Consider the following 17357-nt stretch of genomic DNA (forward strand, 5'->3'; position numbering starts at 1 on the left):
ACCAGGTCCCGTCCCGGCAACCGGTCGGCCTACGATGATCCCGAGTCATCGATCAGCCGATCACCCGCGCCCGCCGCACGCCGGCCGAGGGCGCCGTTCCGGGGAGGAACCTTGACCGAGCACCTCATCGAGCCCAGCGTCCCGCGCGACCTGCACGCCTTCATCGCCTCGCTGCCCAAGGCCGAACTGCACGTCCACCACGTCGGCTCCGCCTCCCCCCGGATCGTCTCCGAACTGGCCGCCCGCCACCCCGACTCCAAGGTCCCCACCGACCCCGAGGCCCTGGCCGACTACTTCACGTTCACGGACTTCGCCCACTTCATCGACGTGTACCTGTCCGTCGTCGACGTGATCCGCACGCCGGAGGACGTACGGCTGCTGACGTACGAGGTGGCCCGCGACCTGGCCCGGCAGCAGGTGCGCTACGCCGAGCTGACCATCACGCCGTACTCCTCGACCCGCCGCGGTATCGACGAACGCGCGTTCATGGACGCGATCGAGGACGCCCGCAAGGCGGCGGAGGCTGAGTTCGGGACCGTGCTGCGCTGGTGCTTCGACATCCCCGGCGAGGCGGGGCTGGCCTCCGCCGAGGAGACCGTGCGGCTCGCCACCGACGACCGGCTGCGCCCCGAGGGCCTCGTCTCCTTCGGACTCGGCGGGCCCGAGATCGGCGTACCGCGGCCGCAGTTCAAGCCGTACTTCGACCGCGCGATCGCGGCCGGCCTGCACTCGGTGCCGCACGCCGGGGAGACGACAGGGCCGGAGACCGTGTGGGACGCCCTGACCCACCTGCGCGCCGAGCGCATCGGCCACGGCACCAGCTCCGCCCAGGACGAGAAGCTGCTCGCCCATCTCGCCCAGGAGCGGATCGCCCTGGAGGTGTGCCCGACCTCCAACATCGCCACGCGCGCGGTGCGCCACCTCGACGAGCACCCCATCAAGGAGTTCGTGAAGGCCGGCGTCCTCGTCACCATCAACTCCGACGACCCGCCCATGTTCGGCACCGACCTGAACAACGAGTACGCCGTCGCCGCCCGCCTCCTCGACCTCGACGAGCGCGGCTTGGCCGACCTCGCCAAGAACGCGGTCGAGGCGTCCTTCCTCGACGAGCCCGGCAAGACCCGTATCAAGGACGAGATCGACACGTACACCGAGGCGTGGCTCGCGCCCTGAGTGCCCGGGCTGACCGCCAAGGGACCTGCCCACCACAATGGGCCCATGCAGAAGCTGACCGCAGTGGCCCATCGCGGCGACCCCTACCGCGTCCGTGAGAACACGCTCGACTCCGTGCGTTCCGCGCTCGAACTGGGCGCGGACGCCGTCGAGATCGACGTACGCCTCACCCGGGACGGCGTCCCCGTGCTGCTGCACGACCACACGCTGAAGCGGCTGTGGGAGCACGACCGGCCGCTCACGTCCCTGTCGGCGGACGAGGTCCGCGGGCTCACGGACGCCAGGGTGCCGACGCTGGCCGAGGCGCTGGCGGTGGCCGAGGGGGCCCGGCTGATGCTCGACCTGCCGGGCTCTCCGGACGTGCGGGCTGTCCGCCGGGTCGTGGACGTCGTACGCGAGAGCGGTGCCGAGGACCGCGTGTACTACTGCGCGGGCGCCCCCGCCATGCTCGCCGTGCGCGCCGCCGACCCGGCCGCCGAGATCGCCCTGACCTGGACCTCGCTGGCCCCGCCGCGCCCCGCTCTGCTGGACGCGGTCCGCCCGCGCTGGCTCAACTACCGCTTCGGGCTGGTCGACAAGGCCCTCGCCGAGCGCGTCCACCGCGACGGCTACCTCGTCTCCGTCTGGACCCCCGACACGGTCCGCTCGATGCGCCGGCTCATCGCCGCGGGCGTCGACTCGATCACCACGAACCGCGTCGACGCCCTCTGCGCCCTGCGCGACGAGTAGGTCCCGTCCGGCGGAGCATGCCGGCATCACGGGGAGCCGCTCGCACCGGATGCACCGGACCGGCAGCCCTAAGTCCACTGGAGCGGGGGCGCGATCGCCTGCGCGTCCGCTCCCTCCCCCACCCACAGCCCGATGAGCAGCGCCGCCGTCGCCTCCACCAACCCGGCCCGGTCGAGCCCGCCGGCGTTCAGCGGCTCACAACCGAGGTCGCGCACGAGTCGTCGTACGACATCCAGGGCCCCCTCGTCGTCCCCGCACAGCGGCACGGCCAGCGGGCGGCCGTCGAAGACCGGCGGGGTCAGGCGCCAGACGTCCTCGTGGCAGAGGTTGAAGGCCTTGACCACCCGCGAGGCCGGTGCGGCGGCCGCGATCCGCTCGGCGGCCGACGGACCGCCCGCCGTGAGCAGCCGGAAACCGGGGTGGCCCACCGGGTTGGTGCAGTCGATCAACACCCGTCCGCGCAGCACCTCTTCGAGCCCCGCGACCACGTCCACCACCGCCTCGTAGGGCACCGCGAGCAGCACCGCGTCCGTCCCGAACCCGGCCGCCTCCCGCACCCCTCCCTGTGACCGGCTCCCGGCCACCACCTCGTGCCCGGCCCGCCGCCACCGCGTGCCCAGCGCGTCCGCCATTCCGCCCGTACCGAGAATCCCTATACGCATGGGCAGGACTGTAGGAAGCCGTTCGGGCACCATTCGGTACGTGACGTACCTCGCCGACTGCCGCGCCCGTCTCGCCTTCGACCTTCTCTCCAACACCTGGAACGCCGTGGTGCTCTGGGCGCTGCGGGACGGTCCGGTGCGCCATGGGGAGCTCCGGGACCGCATCGGCGGCATCAGCCAGAAGGTGCTCACCGAGACGCTGCGGCGGCTGGAGTTCAACGGGCTCGTCCAGCGCCGCGCGTCCGGGGGAAGCCGCGTCGCGTACGAACTCACGGACCTGGGACGGACCTTGCTCGCCCCGATCGACGCCTTCGGCGCCTGGGCCTTCGAGCACGGCGACGAGGTGATGGAGGCCCAGGACCGCTACACCCGGGAGCGCTGAGCCACCGTCGCCGGATCGGCGGGGTTCTCCCGGGTGACGTACTGCGGTACCGGCGCCGTGTCCTTGCCGTTGTCGCGGACCAGCCCGTAGCGGATCGCGCCCTGCGGGGGGCCGTACCGGACGTCCTCCTCGGCCGCCTGCCAGGTGGAGGGGAAGACGGTGAGGCCGTAGTCGGCGCCGCGTTCGTTCTGGTTGAGGGTGACGGTGCCGTCGAGGTAGAAGTACTCGTTCTGCCACATCTGCTGGGCGCCGTCGGGCAGCACCGTCCAGCCGATGGAGGGGCTGCCCATGCCCGTCGTGTCGGTGCCGGTGTAGACGTCGTCCATACGGCGGCCGCCGCCGGAGGCGACATGGAAGAGCTCGCCCTTCAGACCCGTCCAGGTCGGCATGGTCAGCCCGCCGGAGCGTGACTGCGGGGCGATCTGCCAGCGGACCAGGACGTAGCCCTGCCCGCTGAGCGTCACCTTCTCGCCGCGGTGCTGCATGACGGCCCTGGCGCCCCAGGTGCTGGTGATCCCGGACTCGGGGCGGTGCGGCAGGGCGGCGGGCTCGGCGGAGGGGTCGGGGGCCTGGTCGACGGCGTCGACGACCGTGCCGTAGAGATCGACCTTCTTCGGCGACGGGCTCGGGGACGGCGAGGGGGTCGCCACGGCCGACGGCGAGACCGTCACCGGCGGTCGGGCCGTGCTGGCCGCCGTGGGGCCGGCGACCACGCGGGGCGGCGGGCTGTCCGAGGGCTGGGTGACGACGTACGCGCCGCCCGCCACGATCGTCGCCCCCGCCGTGACGGCGACGACGGGCTGGGTGAGCGCGGCCATCGCCTTGGCGGACCAGCCGACGGACGTGGCCGCGGCGGTGGCGGCCACCGCCGTCTTGCCGCCGAAGGCCAGGGAGAGGGTGAAGCCGACGGGGAGCGGGACGAGCGCGATGCCGACGAGGAGGCGTTCCGCCGGTACGACGGCCTCGCGGGTGTCCCCGCAGTAGCCGCACCCCCGGATGTGCCGGGCCAGCCGCTTGCGCCAGACGGAGTCGGGCCGCCCGTTCCAGCGGCCGGTCAGTTCGCGCAGGTCCGGGCAGGCGCCGTCGAGGGCCCGCACGATGCCGCGCGCGGTCTCCACGCGCTCCTTGAGCCGCTGGACGCGCACCGCGGCATGCTGCCGGTTGATGCCGGCGGCGGCCGCCAGCTCGCGCCGGGTCAGTTCGCCCGCGACCTCCAGCCACCACAGCGACAGCAGCTGCCGGTCCTCGTCGTCGAGCCAGCGCACCGCCTCCGCGACCTCACGCCGCTGCCCCTCCAACTGGAGCCTGAGGACGGTGAGTTCGGCGAAGTCGGCGGCGTCCCCCGCGGCCGCCTCCGCCAGCGGGGCGGGGGCGGTGCGGCGCCGGGCCCGGTCCCGTATCTGGCGCATGGCGATGGCGACCAGCCAGGACCGGAAGCTGTCCGGGTCACGCAGCGAACCGAGGTTGTCGACGGCCCGCAGCATGGTCTCCTGGACGACGTCGTCGACATCGGCGTGACCGTTCAGGGCGCGGCCGACGATGTTGTAGACCAGCGGCAGCCAGCCCGCGACCAGGTCGTCCAGCGCCTGCCGGTCACCGGCCTGCGCGGCCGCGATGGTGTCGCGCCATTGCCGCGTGTCCACGTCGTTCCGTCCCTCGGTTCGGTTCTGCACGCACCCTCTCAGGCGGCCCCGGGGTCATGGCTATGCCGGAGATCACAGCGTGGAGACGGAGTGAAGGACTCCGCGATAACACTTTTCTGTCCCCCTAGGGACTCCCCCCGACAACTCCCCTACACATATGGGCAGTTGACCCGCGAGCGTTCAGGGTCGGGCGCCCTCCTCGCCGACGATCCGGGAACAGCCGCAGCGGCACAGGATGATCACAGCCACCCCACACCCCCTGGAGCCTCAGATGCGCACCCGTACGTCCGTCCTCACCCTCTCCCTGGCTCTCGCCCTCGCCGCCGGACCCCTCGCCGCCCCCGCCTTCGCCGCGGCCCCGGCCGCCGCCGAGTGCACCACGGACGCGCCGGACGCCAAGGCGCTGCGCACCGCGCTCGCCGGACTCCCGGACGCGGACGCGACCGCCGCGCTCGTCCGGGTCGGCGGGTGCGGCGGCAGCTGGCGGGGCGGCTCGGGCGTGCACGACCTGGAGAGCGGCCGGCCGGCGGACCCGGACGCGCGGTTCCGGGCCGGGTCGACGACGAAGGTGGTGACGGCCGCGGCCGTGCTGCGTCTGGCGGCCGAGGGCTGGATCGACCTGGACAAGCCGGTTCAGCACTACCTGCCCGGTCTGCTCGGCAGGCAGTTCCGCCCGATCACCGTACGGCAACTGCTGGACCACACCAGCGGTATCCCGGCCGGTGACAGCCTCGGCACCACCTTCGAGGAGCTGTACGCCCACCGCTTCGACACGCTCACCCCGCAGCGGGTCGCCAAGTCGGCGGGCGCGAAGGCGCCGGAGTTCTGCCCGGGGAAGCAGCAGCACTACCTCAACATCAACTACACGTTCCTCGGCCTGCTGATCGAGAAGGTGACCGGGCAGCCGTACGCCACCGAGGCCACCCGGCTCGTGCTCGCGCCGGCCGGAATGCGGGACACCTACTTCCCGGGCACCGACCCCCGCATTCTCGGCCCGCACAACCTCGGCTACCAGAAGGTGGAGCGGGCCGACGGGACCACCGAGTTCCTGGACGTCACCGAGTGGAACCAGGCGGACCGGTTCGCGGCCGGAGACATGATCTCGACGACCGCGGACCTGGAACGGCTGATCACCGCGCTCTTCGAGGGGCGGATCGTGCCGAAGTCGAAGATGAAGGAGGTCTTCGCGGTCCCGACGGACATCACCGGCGCCAGCTACAGCGCGGGCGGCCTCCAGCGCTTCGAGATCGAGGGGACGGTCTACTGGGTCAAGTCCGGCGGCCGGTACGGCTACAGCTCGGCGATCGCCGCCACCAAGGACCTCGGCCGCACCGTCGCCTACTCGGTCAACTCGACGGACGCGAAGAGCGCGGACGCGAACCCGGTCGTCACCCGGATCATCATGGCCGCGGTCAAGTAGCGGCCACGGCCCACGCGTTGCCCGGCGTGAGCGCCTCCAGCCGCTTGATCTTCCTGCGGACGACGTACAGCGGGATCACCCCGAACACCCCGAACGACATGTCGATCACCTGCCACCAGAACGGAATCCCGCGGATCGGCCCGCAGATCAGCGCGAGCGGGATGATCCCGGCGCAGGCGATCATCGCGAACTCGACGACCCAGATGTTGCGCACGGGGTCGCGGTAGGGGCCGTAGAAGGCGACCGCGATGACGAGGTGCGCGAAGGCCAGCCAGTCGGTGCCGTAGAGGAGGAAGGGGTAGTCGCTGTCGGCGGTGTCGAGACCCTGGCGGACCCGCACGATCCAGTCCATCAGCGGGTCGGGGGTGGGCAGGTGCCGCAACAGGTCCTCGGTCCAGCGCAGTTCGTGGACGAGGGGGAAGGCCGTGGCGCCGCTGAGCACCAGGCACACGACGAACAGGACCAACCAGGCGCGGATGCCCTTGAGCAGGGCGGCTCTGTCGCTCATGGCAGGAGCGTACGCCTGGAATTGAACATGTTCAAAATGTCTTTCGGCGGTCGCTTCTACGGCTGCTCCGCGGGCGTCGGCTCGGCGGTGGGGGTGGGCGCGGTGGACGGCGTGGCCGAGGGGACCCGGGGGCTGACGGGTACCGACGTCTCCGTCGGGGACGGCACGGCCGAGGACTGCCCGGCCGAGGGTTCCCCGGCTGTGGACGGCACGGCCGAAGGCGGCGGCACGGTCGCGGGTCCGCTGCTCGCGGGTGGCGGTGCGAGCGGGACCGTCGGGGACGCGGGGGCCTCGGACGTCGTCAGCCGCAGCGGCAGCAGGACGGCGGCGGCGAGACCGCAGGCCACTGCGGTTCCCGCCGCCGCGCGGAGCAGCTTGCGCCGGGTCGCACCGCGCCGGATCGCCTCGTAGCGGCCAGGGGGTGGGCCCAGACGGTCGGCGGGGGGCCGCAGCAGGATGGTGAGCGGGTCGTCCGGGTCGAGGCCCGGATCGTCGTCAGGGCGTGTGATCAAGGCTTCTCCTCAGGTGGGCGCGGAGCAGTTCGCGGGCCGCGTGGAGGTCGGCCTTGACGGTTCCTTCCTTGCGTCCGGTCAGCACGGACACCTCGCGGATCGGCATGTCAGCGTAGTAGTGGAGCAGGATCGGGACGCGCAGTCGCTCGGGCAGGGACTGGACGAGCAGGCGTACGGCGGGGTCGGCCTGTTCGTCGTACGGGCTCACCGCGACCTCGTTGCCGGCCCGGCGCACGGCTCTGCGCTCGCGCTCCAGCTTGCGCCAGTGGTCGCGGACGAGGTTGGCCGCGGTGACGTAGAGGAAGCCGCGCGGTTCCTCCACGGCCGTCCAGCGTGCCCACAGCCGGGTGAAGGCCTCCGAGGCGATCTCGTGGGCCGTCTCGTCGTCGTCGACGAGCCGGCGGCACCAGCCGGCGAGGCGGGGGTAGAGGGCGGCGAACAGGTCGGACGCCGCCCTCTCTCGGGACCGTTTCAACGTGCTCCTGAAGAGATGGCCGCGGCGAAGACGATCACGTTGTCGCGGTACCCGGCACCGGTCCGGGGTCCGCCGCAGGTGATGAGACGCAGCTCGGGCCGGTCGACGTTCCCGTACACGGCCCCGGCCGGGAAGTCGGCCTTGTCGACCGTACGGACCTCGGTGACGGCGAAGGCCGCCGTGCCGCCGTTCTCCAGGCGCGCCTCGACGCGGTCACCCCGGCGCAGTTCCCCCAGCCGCCGGAAGACCCCGTCCCCGTACGAGCCGACCGTGACATGGCCGAGGAGCACCGACGGACCGGTCTGCCCCGGCGTCGGCGAGTGCTCGTACCAGCCGGCCCGGTCGTGCGCGGTGACCGGAGGCACCTGCACGGTGCCGTCCGGGGCCAGCCCCAGCCGCATGACGGGGGTGTCGACCCCGATCTCCGGTATCCGCAGCCGCACCGGGACCGAACGCCCCTGTGGGGTGGCCGACTTGACGGGCGACGGCGTACCGGAGGCGCCGCCCGCTGCCGTGGTCTCCCCGCTCGTGGCCCCCGGGCCGCCGCACCCCGCCAGCAGCATGGTCAGCGCCGCAGCGGTGAAGGCACGCCTGGAGAGCGGGCTCATGCGCCGGTCGCCCGCCGACGCCGTACGAGGAGGACGGCCCCGCCGGCCAGGACGACGGCCGAGGCGGCGCCCCCGCCGACCAGGACGCCGGAGCCACCGGACCCGGACGAGGCGACGCCGGTGTCGGGCGCCCCGCTGGGCACGACGGAGACCTGGTCCGAGGCCGGCGCCTCGGTCGGCGCGGCGCTCGGTTCGGCGGAGCCGGTCGGCGCCACGCTGGGTTCGGCGCTCGGGGCGGTCGTGGCGCTCGGGACGGGGCTCGGGGTCGCGGTCCCGTCAGCGAACGCGGGCACCGCGCCCGCCAGGACGGCGGCGCAGGCGAGGGCCAGGGCACTGAGGCCGGTTCGGCGCATCAATCGCTCTCTTTCGTCGGTCCGCCCGCGGGGTGCGGGACGGATCGAGCGGAGAGACGAGTCAGCGGCGGACGGGGTTGTAAAGAGATGGCAAAGCCATCGGCGGGCGGCCTACAACCCCACGATCGCGTTCCACCGCTTCGCGAACCCCACCCGCTCCTTGGACGTGATGTCCCGGGCGATCACGAGCCGCTCGCGCATCTCGTCGTCGGGGAAGATCAGCGGGTTCTCGGCGAGCTCCGCGGTGTCCTTGTCGTCGGACGCGGCGAGGATCTCGCGGGCCGCCGGAACCGGGCAGACGTAGTTGACCCAGGCGGCGAGCTCCGCGGCGACCTCGGGCTCGTAGTAGTAGTCGATCAGCCGCTCGGCGTTGGCCTTGTGCAGGGCCCGGTCGGGGATCATCAGGGAGTCCGACCACAGCTCCGCGCCCTCCTCGGGGACGACGAAGCGGATGTCGGGGTTGTCGGCCTGGAGCTGGATGACGTCTCCGGAGTACGCCTGACAGGCCAGGACGTCGCCGGTGACGAGGTCCTTGGTGTAGTCGTTGCCGGTGAAGCGGCGGATCCGACCACTGCGGACATGCTGCTCGACCTGGTCGCAGACCGTGTCGAAGTCGGCCGCCCTCCACGTCCTGATGTCGACGCCGTTGCCCTGCATGAGCAGCGCGAACGCCTCGTCGAGCCCGGAGAGCAGGGTCACCCGGCCCTTGAGGTCGCTCGCCCAGAGATCCTTGACGCTCCGTATCTCGCGGCCCAGCTTGCGGTGGTTGTACGCGATGCCGGTGATGCCGGACTGCCACGGCACCGTGAATGTGCGGCCCGGGTCGAAGGCGGGCGACCTCAGCAGCGGGTCCAGGTACTTCGTGACGTTGGGCTGGTTCGCCCGGTCCATCTCCTGGACCCAGCCGAGCCGGACGAACCGGGCGCACATCCAGTCGCTGATGACGATCAGATCGCGGTCGGTCTGCTGGTGGTTCATCAGCGCGGGGCTGATCTTGCCGAAGAACTCGTCGTTGTCGTTGATCTCCTCGACGTAGTCGACGGTGATCCCCGTCCTCTTCCCGAACGCGTCCAGCGTCGGCCGCTTCGTCGAGTCGTCGTCGTCCGTGTCGATGTAGAGCGGCCAGTTCGCCCACGTCAGCCGCTTGTCGATGGCGGACCGGTCGGGCACGGCACGGTCCCCGGCGGACACGTACGCGGCGGGCACCCCGCACCCGGCGAGCGCGCCCAGCGCCGCGCCACCGCCGAGCGCGCGCAGCAGGGAACGGCGGGTGAGCCGGGGCTTGTGCAGTGGGAGGGCCATTGAGGCAGCATGCCGCGCCTGTCTGTGGCCGGACAATCGACGCTGCGTCGAGCCGTGGAACAGGTGACGGACACCCTGTCGAACAGCGGCCCCGGCTGGGAGTTCATCTCCACCCGGGGCCACCGAACGGCTACGCGTCCAGGGACGTCATCACGTGCTTGATCCGCGTGTAGTCATCGAACCCGTACCCCGACAGGTCCTTGCCATAGCCGGACTTCTTGAAGCCCCCATGCGGCATCTCCGCCACCAACGGAATGTGCGTGTTGATCCACACACACCCGAAGTCCAGCTTCTTCGACATCCGCATGGCCCGCCCGTGGTCCTTGGTCCACACCGAGGAAGCCAGCGCGTAGTCCACCCCGTTGGCCCACTCGACGGCCTGGTCCTCGTCCGAGAAGGACTGGACGGTGATGACCGGTCCGAAGACCTCGTTCTGAATGATCTCGTCGTCCTGCTTGAGCCCGGACACGACGGTCGGCGCGTAGAAGTACCCCTTCTCACCGACCTGGTGGCCACCGGACTCGACCTTGGCGTGAGCCGGCAGCCGCTCGATGAACCCGGAGACCTGCTTCAGCTGGTTCGGGTTGTTGAGCGGACCGAACAGCACGTCCTCGTCGTCCGGCTGCCCCGTCTTCGTGTCGGCGGCGGCCTTCGCGAGCGCCTGCACGAACTCGTCGTGGATGCCCTCCTGCACGAGCACGCGCGTCGCGGCCGTACAGTCCTGCCCGGCGTTGAAGAAGCCCGCGACGGAGATGTCCTCGACGGCCTTGGCGATGTCGGTGTCGTCGAAGACCACGACCGGCGCCTTGCCACCGAGCTCCAGGTGAACCCGCTTGAGGTCCTTGGACGCGGACTCGGCGACGGACATGCCCGCACGCACGGACCCGGTGATGGAGGCCATCGCCGGGGTCGGGTGCTCGACCATGAGCCGGCCGGTGTCACGGTCGCCCGTGACGACGTTGAAGACACCCTTGGGCAGGATCGACCCCATGATCTCGGCGATGAGGACGGTCGAGGCCGGGGTGGTGTCCGAGGGCTTCAGCACGACCGTGTTGCCGGCCGCGATCGCCGGCGCGAACTTCCACACGGCCATCATCATCGGGTAGTTCCAGGGCGCGACCTGCGCACAGACGCCGACCGGCTCACGGCGGATGATCGAGGTCATCCCCTCCATGTACTCACCGGCCGAACGGCCCTCCAGCATCCGCGCCGCACCGGCGAAGAACCGGATCTGGTCCACCATCGGCGGAATCTCCTCGGACCGCGTGAGCCCGATCGGCTTGCCGGTGTTCTCCACCTCGGCCGCGATGAGGTCCTCGGCGCGCTCCTCGAACGCATCGGCGATCTTCAGGAGGGCCTTCTGGCGCTCGGCGGGGGTGGTGTCGCGCCAGCCCGGGAAGGCGGCGGCGGCCGCGCTCATCGCGGCGTCGACGTCCGCCGCTCCGGACAGCGGAGCGGTCGCGTACGCCTCGCCCGTCGCGGGGTTGACCACCTCGGTGGTCCGTCCGTCGGCGGCGTCCCGGAACTCACCGTCGATGTAGTTGCGCAGACGACGCAGCTCGGTGCTCACTGCCGGCCTCCTGTGTCGGGTCGAACTGTCCATTGGTTGAGACACCCACCCTAATCGCCTCACCCACGTTTTCAACACCCCTGATCGCACCACGGCTGCGAAATCCGCAGTACTCACTCCCGTAAACAACGAATTTCATTGCTGTGGCCTTGCGAAACCATCGAGACGTCGTGCACAGTGAGGTCGTGGCCAGTCGAAGCGCAGAGCACAGGGACTCCCGCGAGTCCAGGAACGGCACTCCTCATCTGGATGCCGTCTCCCTCGCCATCATCGAACAGCTCCAGGAGGACGGCCGCCGGCCGTACGCCGCCATCGGCAAGGCCGTCGGCCTCTCCGAGGCGGCCGTGCGCCAGCGCGTCCAGAAGCTGCTCGACCAGGGCGTGATGCAGATCGTCGCCGTCACGGACCCGCTCACCGTGGGATTCCGGCGCCAGGCGATGGTCGGGATCCACGTCGAGGGCGATGTCGAGTCCGTGGCCGACGCGCTGACCTCCATGGCCGAGTGCGAGTACGTGGTGATGACCGCGGGCTCCTTCGACCTGATGGTGGAGATCGTCTGCGAGGACGACGACCACCTCCTGGAGGTCATCAACCGACGCATCCGCGCCATCCCCGGCGTGCGCTCCACCGAGAGCTTCGTCTATCTGAAGCTCAAGAAGCAGACCTACATGTGGGGAACCCGATAACCGTGAGGACCCGATAACCGTGAGCACCAAGGACCTCAGCCAGACCGCGTACGACCACCTGTGGATGCACTTCACCCGCATGTCCTCGTACGAGAACTCCCCGGTCCCCACCATCGTCCGGGGCGAGGGCACCTACATCTACGACGACAAGGGCAAGCGCTACCTCGACGGTCTCGCGGGCCTGTTCGTGGTCCAGGCCGGCCACGGCCGCACCGAGCTCGCCGAGACCGCCTTCAAGCAGGCGCAGGAGCTGGCGTTCTTCCCCGTGTGGTCGTACGCCCACCCGAAGGCCGTGGAGCTGGCGGAGCGCCTCGCGCACGAGGCCCCGGGCGACCTCAACAAGGTCTTCTTCACCACCGGTGGCGGCGAGGCGGTCGAGACCGCCTGGAAGCTCGCCAAGCAGTACTTCAAGCTCACCGGCAAGCCCACCAAGTACAAGGTCATCTCCCGCGCGGTCGCCTACCACGGCACCCCGCAGGGCGCCCTGTCCATCACCGGCCTGCCGGCCCTCAAGGCCCCCTTCGAGCCGCTCGTCCCGGGCGCGCACAAGGTCCCCAACACCAACATCTACCGCGCCCCGATCCACGGCGACGACCCCGAGGCCTACGGCCGCTGGGCCGCCGACCAGATCGAGCAGCAGATCCTCTTCGAGGGCCCGGACACGGTCGCCGCGGTCTTCCTGGAGCCGGTGCAGAACGCGGGCGGCTGCTTCCCGCCGCCGCCCGGCTACTTCCAGCGGGTGCGCGAGATCTGCGACCAGTACGACGTCCTGCTCGTGTCGGACGAGACGATCTGCGCCTTCGGCCGCCTCGGTACGACGTTCGCCTGTGACAAGTTCGACTACGTCCCGGACATGATCACCTGCGCCAAGGGCATGACCTCGGGCTACTCCCCGATCGGCGCCTGCATCATCTCCGACCGCCTGGCCGAGCCGTTCTACAAGGGCGACAACACCTTCCTGCACGGCTACACCTTCGGCGGCCACCCGGTCTCCGCCGCGGTCGGCATCGCCAACCTCGACCTGTTCGAGCGCGAGGGCCTCAACCAGCACGTGCTCGACAACGAGGGCGCCTTCCGCGCGACTCTGGAGAAGCTGTACGACCTGCCGATCGTCGGCGACGTCCGCGGCAACGGCTTCTTCTACGGCATCGAGCTGGTGAAGGACAAGGCGACCAAGGAGTCCTTCACCGACGAGGAGACCGAGCGCGTCCTGTACGGCTTCCTCTCCAAGGCGCTGTACGACAACGGCCTGTACTGCCGCGCCGACGACCGTGGCGACCCGGTCGTCCAGCTCGCGCCGCCGCTGATCTCCAACCAGGAGACCTTCGACGAGATCGAGCAGATCCTGCGAGCGACCCTCACCGAGGCGTGGACCAAGCTCTGATCATCGCGCACTGATCTTCCTCCTGGATGATCAACAACGGCCCCGGTGCCGCCCGTTCGAGTGAGAAACGGGCGCCCGGGGCCGCGTGCTGTCCGGCCTCGCGAGGCGGACTCCCTAGCGTGCCCAGTGACCGATCGGCCCTGTCTTCGTTCCCCCGCACGGGGGATCAACGCAGGGAAAACGGATCAGAACGAGGTGTACGCGTATGCAGGCCCCGCCCGACAACGACGTTCTCTGGGCGCGCGCCCTGCACTTCACCTACAAGGACGGCTCGCCCGGCCTCGGCGGCGTCTCCCTCGGCGTCCAGGAGGGCGAGATCCTCGCCGTCAGCGGCCCGCGCGGCAGCGGCAAGTCGACCCTGCTGCACTGTCTGGCCGGACTGGTCCCGGCCCAGCGCGGCGAGGTCTGGTTCAACAGCGTGCCGGTCCACACGATGGGCCCGATGACCCGGGAACGCCTGCGCCGCGACCGCTTCGGCTGGATCGACCCGGCGCCGGTCCTCGTCCCCGAGCTGAACGTCTGGGAGAACGCCGCCCTCCCGCTGATGCTCCGCGGCACCAGCCGCCGTCGCGCCAAGACGGCCGCACTGGAGTGGCTGGAGCGTCTCGACATCGGCGACAAGACCCGCAAGCACCCGCACGAACTGCACCAGGCGGAGCGTCAACGGGTCTGCATCGCACGGGCGTTGGCGCCGGCGCCGACGGTGCTGTTCGCGGACGAGCCGACCGCCCCGCTGCACCGCGCGGACCGGGCCCATGTCCTGCGCACCCTGACCACGGCGGCCCGCTCGCACGGCATCACGGTGGTCCTGGCGACCCACGACGCGGAGACGGCGGCGCTGGCCGACCGCACGGTCTCGCTCCTGGACGGCCGCCGGGTGAACACGGTCCACCTCCCCCCGGTCGCCGAGTCGGAAGGCCGGGCCGCGTGCTCGCTCTCCGTCTGACCCGCGGTGCCAAGCCGGCCGTACAGCTGCGCCGCCTGCTGGTGGCCCTGGCGGCGGCGGGCACGGGCTTCCTCCTGCTGTGCACCCTCGGCTACGCGATCGGCCACCCGGACGATCCGGCGGGTTCGCTGCTCCGCCTGGCGTGGTGCCTGACGCCGCTGGCGGCGACGGTCTACTTCGCGATGGCGGTGGCCCGGACGGACCCCGGCACCCGCCCCCGCCCGGGCCTCGCCGCGATCGGCCTGGGCCCCGCCCGTCTGATGGCGGTCTCGGCCGCCACCACGGCCCTGTCCTGCGCGCTGGGCTCGATGCTGGCCCTCCTCTTCTTCCTGCACCTGCGCGGCGATCTGACCGGGATGCCCTTCGACGGCGCGGCGGCGGAGTTCCTGGCAGCGGACGCCTCCCTGCCCCTGCCCGCGGCCCTGACCCTGCTGGGTCTGGTCCCGGCGATCGCGTCGGTCGCGGTGGCCCTGGCGAACCGCCCGAAGGACATCCGCACGGCCACGAACCGCCGGTCCGCGCGGTCGTACGGCCGCTTCGGGGCGTACGGCAGGACGGGGACGCGGGAGACCTTCGGCGCGTACGGAAGGTTCGGCTCGCAGCTTCGGCGCAGGGGCGCGGCCGACGATCAGCCGGCACCGACGGACGACCCGGCCCCCGCGGAGACCCCCGCCCCGGAGGACCAGCCCCACGATCCGGCCCCGCACACCGTCCCCCCGTCCCCCCGCGAAGCGCCCAAGGACCTCCCCTGGGGCATCGCGGTCCTGGCCGCGGGTCTGGCGGTGGAGGCCTACGCGGCAGAGGCCTCCACCACCCCGCTCACCTTCCCCGGCGGCCCCACCCCCGTCCTCCTCGGCTGGCTGCTCACCGCCGCCGGTCTGACCCTGGCCGGCCCCGGCCTCACCCACCTGTGCGGCCGCCTCCTGCAAGCGGTCCGCCCGGGCGCCCTGCGCCTGCTCGCCGGCCGGGTCCTCATGGAGGAGGCGACCCGTATCGGCCGCCCCCTCGGCGTGGTCTGCGCGGTCGCCTCCGCCACGTACGCCATGGCCGAACTCCACCGGCCCGACACCGACGCCTTCGGCCCCCTCACCACCCTCGGCACCCTCCTGGTGACCGGCTGCACGGTGGCGACCCTGCTCACCGCGGCCGTGGAGGCGAAACACGCCCGCGCGGACACCACCGCCGCCCTCCTGCGCCTGGGCGCCCCCGCGACCATGCTCCGCAGCGCGGCCGCCCTGCGCGCGGGCGCGGTGCTGGCCCTCTTCGGTCCCCTGACCCTCGTCGTCGCCGAGCTCGCGGCGATGCCACTGGCTCGCTGAAACTCGTAGAAGAAAAACGACCATCCGCCGATGAGTTCCGTTCGGCGCGCCGGTCTACCCACCGAACACCACGACCCCGATGGGAGAGACCAGACATGACCTCCACCGCCTACCAGCAGATGATCTTCGTCAACCTGCCGGTCAACGACCTCGACGCCTCGAAGAAGTTCTTCACGGAGCTCGGCTACTCGATCAACCCCCAGTTCAGCGACGAGAACGCGGCTTCCGTGGTGATCAGCGACACCATCGTGGCGATGCTTCTCACCAAGCCGTTCTACTCGACCTTCACGAAGAAGGAGATCGCGGACGCCACGACGACCAGCGAGGTGCTGATCTGTCTGAGCGCCGAGAGCCGCGAGAAGGTCGACGAGCTGGTCGAGAAGGCGGGCGCTGCGGGCGGCACCGTGTCGGACACGGTCCAGGACCCCGGCTTCATGTACGGCCGCGCCTTCGACGACCTCGACGGCCACACCTGGGAGGTCGTGTGGATGGACCCGGCCGCGATCGAGGGCTGAACATCCGCCGCAACAGCTGTGCCTAGCATGGGCGGGTGCAGACGATGCCCGCCCATGCGGCCCACCACAACGACCGTGAGATCGAGAGCCTCGACGAGTTCGACGCCACGGTCTCGGCCCGCGGCACCCTCGCCGGCTTCCGCGTCCAGGCCGTCGATCTGACGGACCGCACCAGGGAGTTGCTCGCCACGGACACGGCGGGCGCCGTCTTCCTCGGCTGCCGGATGCGCCAAGACGCGGCCGCCAAGGTCCACGCGGACGGCGCGATGGTCTTCCCGCCCGTCCCCCACCTGCCGTTCGACCCGTACCGCGGCCTCCTGTACTCGCCGGACGAGCTCTTCGCCGGGCTCGGCAAGGGCTACGAGGAGACGCTCGACGCCCGTGCGTACGCCTGGTTCCAGCAGACCAAGGCAGACGGCGACATACTCGCCTCGATGCTGCGCTCGATCCACGACGACGCCGTCTCGGACGCGCTCGACGAACTCCTCAGAGGCACACGGGTCGTGGGTGTGATGGGCGGCCACGCGATGGGCCGCGGCACGGAGGCCTACGCCGGTGCCGCACGGCTCGGCCGTGAGCTGACCCGCGCCGGCCTCACCGTCGCCACCGGCGGCGGACCGGGCGCGATGGAGGCGGCGAACCTGGGCGCGTACGCCGCCCCCTTCGACGACGAGATACTCACCGAGGCCCTCCAACTCCTCGCCAAGGCACCGAAGTTCACACCGTCGATCACCGACTGGGCGGCGGCCGCCTTCGAGGTGCGCACCCGCTGGCCGCGCGGCGGCGTCTCCGTCGGCATCCCGACCTGGTTCTACGGCCACGAGCCGCCGAACCCCTTCGCCTCCCACATCGCCAAGTACTTCGCCAACGCCACCCGCGAGGACGGCCTGTTGGCCCGCTCCACCGCTGGTGTGGTGTTCCTGCCGGGCGCCGCCGGCACCGTACAGGAGATCTTCGACAACGCGACGCCCAACTACTACGAGTCCCGCGGCGAGCCGACGCCGATGGTGCTCGTCGACCGGGCGCACTGGACGGAGAAGCTGCCCACGTGGCCGCTGTTGCGGTCACTTGCCCGGGAGCGGTCGATGGAGTCGCGAATCGCCCTGGTTGACCGAATCGAGGAGGCTCCGCAGGCGTTGAAACGTCTTGGCGGTTAATAAGACGGCAAAG

General features: G+C 71.2%; 19 protein-coding genes. 10 read left to right on the plus strand and 9 right to left on the minus strand.

Going from position 1 to position 17357, the window contains the following annotated elements:
- The first annotated feature begins 111 nt into the window (after positions 1–111).
- Positions 112–1173, plus strand: coding sequence for an adenosine deaminase (locus tag ACFY0U_RS32855; protein ID WP_388642034.1), 1062 nt, complete (start codon positions 112–114; stop codon positions 1171–1173).
- A 45-nt stretch (positions 1174–1218) separates the two neighbouring features.
- Positions 1219–1902, plus strand: a complete 684-nt coding sequence (locus tag ACFY0U_RS32860; protein ID WP_388642036.1) for a glycerophosphodiester phosphodiesterase — start codon at positions 1219–1221, stop codon at positions 1900–1902.
- 68 nt (positions 1903–1970) lie between these two features.
- Here ACFY0U_RS32860 and ACFY0U_RS32865 read toward each other — a convergent pair whose 3' ends face one another.
- Positions 1971–2564: an NADPH-dependent F420 reductase gene (locus ACFY0U_RS32865; protein WP_388642037.1), complete on the minus strand. Its 594-nt coding sequence runs from the start codon at positions 2562–2564 to the stop codon at positions 1971–1973.
- On the opposite strand from ACFY0U_RS32865, the gene ACFY0U_RS32870 reads away from it, so the two are divergent.
- A complete protein-coding gene (locus tag ACFY0U_RS32870; RefSeq protein WP_388642039.1) occupies positions 2563–2946 on the plus strand; it encodes a winged helix-turn-helix transcriptional regulator in 384 nt (127 codons plus the stop codon). The two genes, ACFY0U_RS32865 and ACFY0U_RS32870, sit on opposite strands and share 2 nt — an antisense overlap.
- On the opposite strand, the gene ACFY0U_RS32875 is transcribed toward ACFY0U_RS32870, so the two are convergent.
- Complete coding sequence (locus tag ACFY0U_RS32875) at positions 2928–4589, minus strand: RNA polymerase sigma factor (protein WP_388642041.1); 1662 nt, start codon at positions 4587–4589, stop codon at positions 2928–2930. The genes ACFY0U_RS32870 and ACFY0U_RS32875 overlap by 19 nt on opposite strands.
- Positions 4590–4860: 271 nt before the next feature.
- Between ACFY0U_RS32875 and ACFY0U_RS32880 the strand changes: the two genes are divergently transcribed.
- Positions 4861–6009 (plus strand): serine hydrolase domain-containing protein, encoded by a 1149-nt coding sequence (locus ACFY0U_RS32880; RefSeq protein WP_388642043.1) that lies wholly within the window; start codon positions 4861–4863, stop codon positions 6007–6009.
- Here the strand turns inward: ACFY0U_RS32880 and ACFY0U_RS32885 are convergent.
- The 7 genes from ACFY0U_RS32885 to ACFY0U_RS32915 all read right to left on the minus strand — a co-directional run bounded on the left by ACFY0U_RS32885 (position 6002) and on the right by ACFY0U_RS32915 (position 11337).
- On the minus strand, positions 6002–6517 hold the full coding sequence (locus ACFY0U_RS32885) for a hypothetical protein (protein WP_388642045.1): 516 nt from the start codon (positions 6515–6517) through the stop codon (positions 6002–6004). The two genes, ACFY0U_RS32880 and ACFY0U_RS32885, sit on opposite strands and share 8 nt — an antisense overlap.
- A 56-nt stretch (positions 6518–6573) precedes the next feature.
- Positions 6574–7029: a hypothetical protein gene (locus ACFY0U_RS32890; RefSeq protein ID WP_388642046.1), complete on the minus strand. Its 456-nt coding sequence runs from the start codon at positions 7027–7029 to the stop codon at positions 6574–6576.
- The gene (locus ACFY0U_RS32895) at positions 7013–7504 is read right to left on the minus strand and encodes an RNA polymerase sigma factor (RefSeq protein WP_388642047.1); all 492 of its coding nucleotides are present in this window, start codon (positions 7502–7504) and stop codon (positions 7013–7015) included. Before ACFY0U_RS32895 ends, ACFY0U_RS32890 begins: the two co-directional genes overlap by 17 nt.
- Entirely contained in the window at positions 7501–8112 is a 612-nt protein-coding gene (locus ACFY0U_RS32900) for a class F sortase (protein ID WP_388642049.1), read from the minus strand. The genes ACFY0U_RS32895 and ACFY0U_RS32900 overlap by 4 nt, the downstream gene beginning before the upstream one ends.
- Positions 8109–8465: a sortase-dependent protein gene (locus ACFY0U_RS32905; RefSeq protein ID WP_388642051.1), complete on the minus strand. Its 357-nt coding sequence runs from the start codon at positions 8463–8465 to the stop codon at positions 8109–8111. Before ACFY0U_RS32905 ends, ACFY0U_RS32900 begins: the two co-directional genes overlap by 4 nt.
- Before the next feature lie 111 nt (positions 8466–8576).
- Positions 8577–9767, minus strand: a complete 1191-nt coding sequence (locus ACFY0U_RS32910) for a spermidine/putrescine ABC transporter substrate-binding protein (protein ID WP_388642053.1) — start codon at positions 9765–9767, stop codon at positions 8577–8579.
- Between the two features lie 130 nt (positions 9768–9897).
- On the minus strand, positions 9898–11337 hold the full coding sequence (locus ACFY0U_RS32915; RefSeq protein ID WP_388642055.1) for a gamma-aminobutyraldehyde dehydrogenase: 1440 nt from the start codon (positions 11335–11337) through the stop codon (positions 9898–9900).
- Between the two features lie 170 nt (positions 11338–11507).
- On the opposite strand from ACFY0U_RS32915, the gene ACFY0U_RS32920 reads away from it, so the two are divergent.
- From ACFY0U_RS32920 to ACFY0U_RS32945, 6 genes are all read left to right on the plus strand, one after another.
- Entirely contained in the window at positions 11508–12023 is a 516-nt protein-coding gene (locus ACFY0U_RS32920) for an Lrp/AsnC family transcriptional regulator (protein ID WP_046261928.1), read from the plus strand.
- A gap of 19 nt (positions 12024–12042) precedes the next feature.
- Positions 12043–13407, plus strand: coding sequence for an aspartate aminotransferase family protein (locus ACFY0U_RS32925; protein ID WP_388642056.1), 1365 nt, complete (start codon positions 12043–12045; stop codon positions 13405–13407).
- 205 nt (positions 13408–13612) lie between these two features.
- Positions 13613–14353, plus strand: coding sequence for an ABC transporter ATP-binding protein (locus ACFY0U_RS32930; protein WP_388642057.1), 741 nt, complete (start codon positions 13613–13615; stop codon positions 14351–14353).
- Positions 14335–15672 carry a hypothetical protein gene (locus ACFY0U_RS32935; protein WP_388642059.1) on the plus strand — a complete coding sequence of 446 codons (1338 nt, stop codon included), beginning with the start codon at positions 14335–14337 and terminating at the stop codon, positions 15670–15672. The genes ACFY0U_RS32930 and ACFY0U_RS32935 overlap by 19 nt, the downstream gene beginning before the upstream one ends.
- 95 nt (positions 15673–15767) lie before the next feature.
- Positions 15768–16187 (plus strand): VOC family protein, encoded by a 420-nt coding sequence (locus ACFY0U_RS32940; protein ID WP_388642061.1) that lies wholly within the window; start codon positions 15768–15770, stop codon positions 16185–16187.
- A 35-nt stretch (positions 16188–16222) separates the two neighbouring features.
- A complete protein-coding gene (locus tag ACFY0U_RS32945) occupies positions 16223–17344 on the plus strand; it encodes an LOG family protein (RefSeq protein WP_388642062.1) in 1122 nt (373 codons plus the stop codon).
- Positions 17345–17357: the final 13 nt, after the last annotated feature.

The organism is Streptomyces sp. NPDC001536 (genome assembly GCF_042894505.1).
Lineage (GTDB): Bacteria > Actinomycetota > Actinomycetes > Streptomycetales > Streptomycetaceae > Streptomyces.

Excerpts from the sequence above, each read along its gene's own strand:
- ACFY0U_RS32880 (WP_388642043.1), top strand. The coding sequence starts at position 4,861 with ATGCGCACCCGTACGTCCGTCCTCACCCTCTCCCTGGCTCTCGCCCTC.
- ACFY0U_RS32865 (WP_388642037.1), bottom strand. The coding sequence starts at position 2,564 with ATGCGTATAGGGATTCTCGGTACGGGCGGAATGGCGGACGCGCTGGGC.
- ACFY0U_RS32900 (WP_388642049.1), bottom strand. The coding sequence starts at position 8,112 with ATGAGCCCGCTCTCCAGGCGTGCCTTCACCGCTGCGGCGCTGACCATG.
- ACFY0U_RS32930 (WP_388642057.1), top strand. The coding sequence starts at position 13,613 with ATGCAGGCCCCGCCCGACAACGACGTTCTCTGGGCGCGCGCCCTGCAC.
- ACFY0U_RS32870 (WP_388642039.1), top strand. The coding sequence starts at position 2,563 with ATGGGCAGGACTGTAGGAAGCCGTTCGGGCACCATTCGGTACGTGACG.
- ACFY0U_RS32910 (WP_388642053.1), bottom strand. The coding sequence starts at position 9,767 with ATGGCCCTCCCACTGCACAAGCCCCGGCTCACCCGCCGTTCCCTGCTG.
- ACFY0U_RS32940 (WP_388642061.1), top strand. The coding sequence starts at position 15,768 with ATGACCTCCACCGCCTACCAGCAGATGATCTTCGTCAACCTGCCGGTC.
- ACFY0U_RS32885 (WP_388642045.1), bottom strand. The coding sequence starts at position 6,517 with ATGAGCGACAGAGCCGCCCTGCTCAAGGGCATCCGCGCCTGGTTGGTC.
- ACFY0U_RS32905 (WP_388642051.1), bottom strand. The coding sequence starts at position 8,465 with ATGCGCCGAACCGGCCTCAGTGCCCTGGCCCTCGCCTGCGCCGCCGTC.
- ACFY0U_RS32860 (WP_388642036.1), top strand. The coding sequence starts at position 1,219 with ATGCAGAAGCTGACCGCAGTGGCCCATCGCGGCGACCCCTACCGCGTC.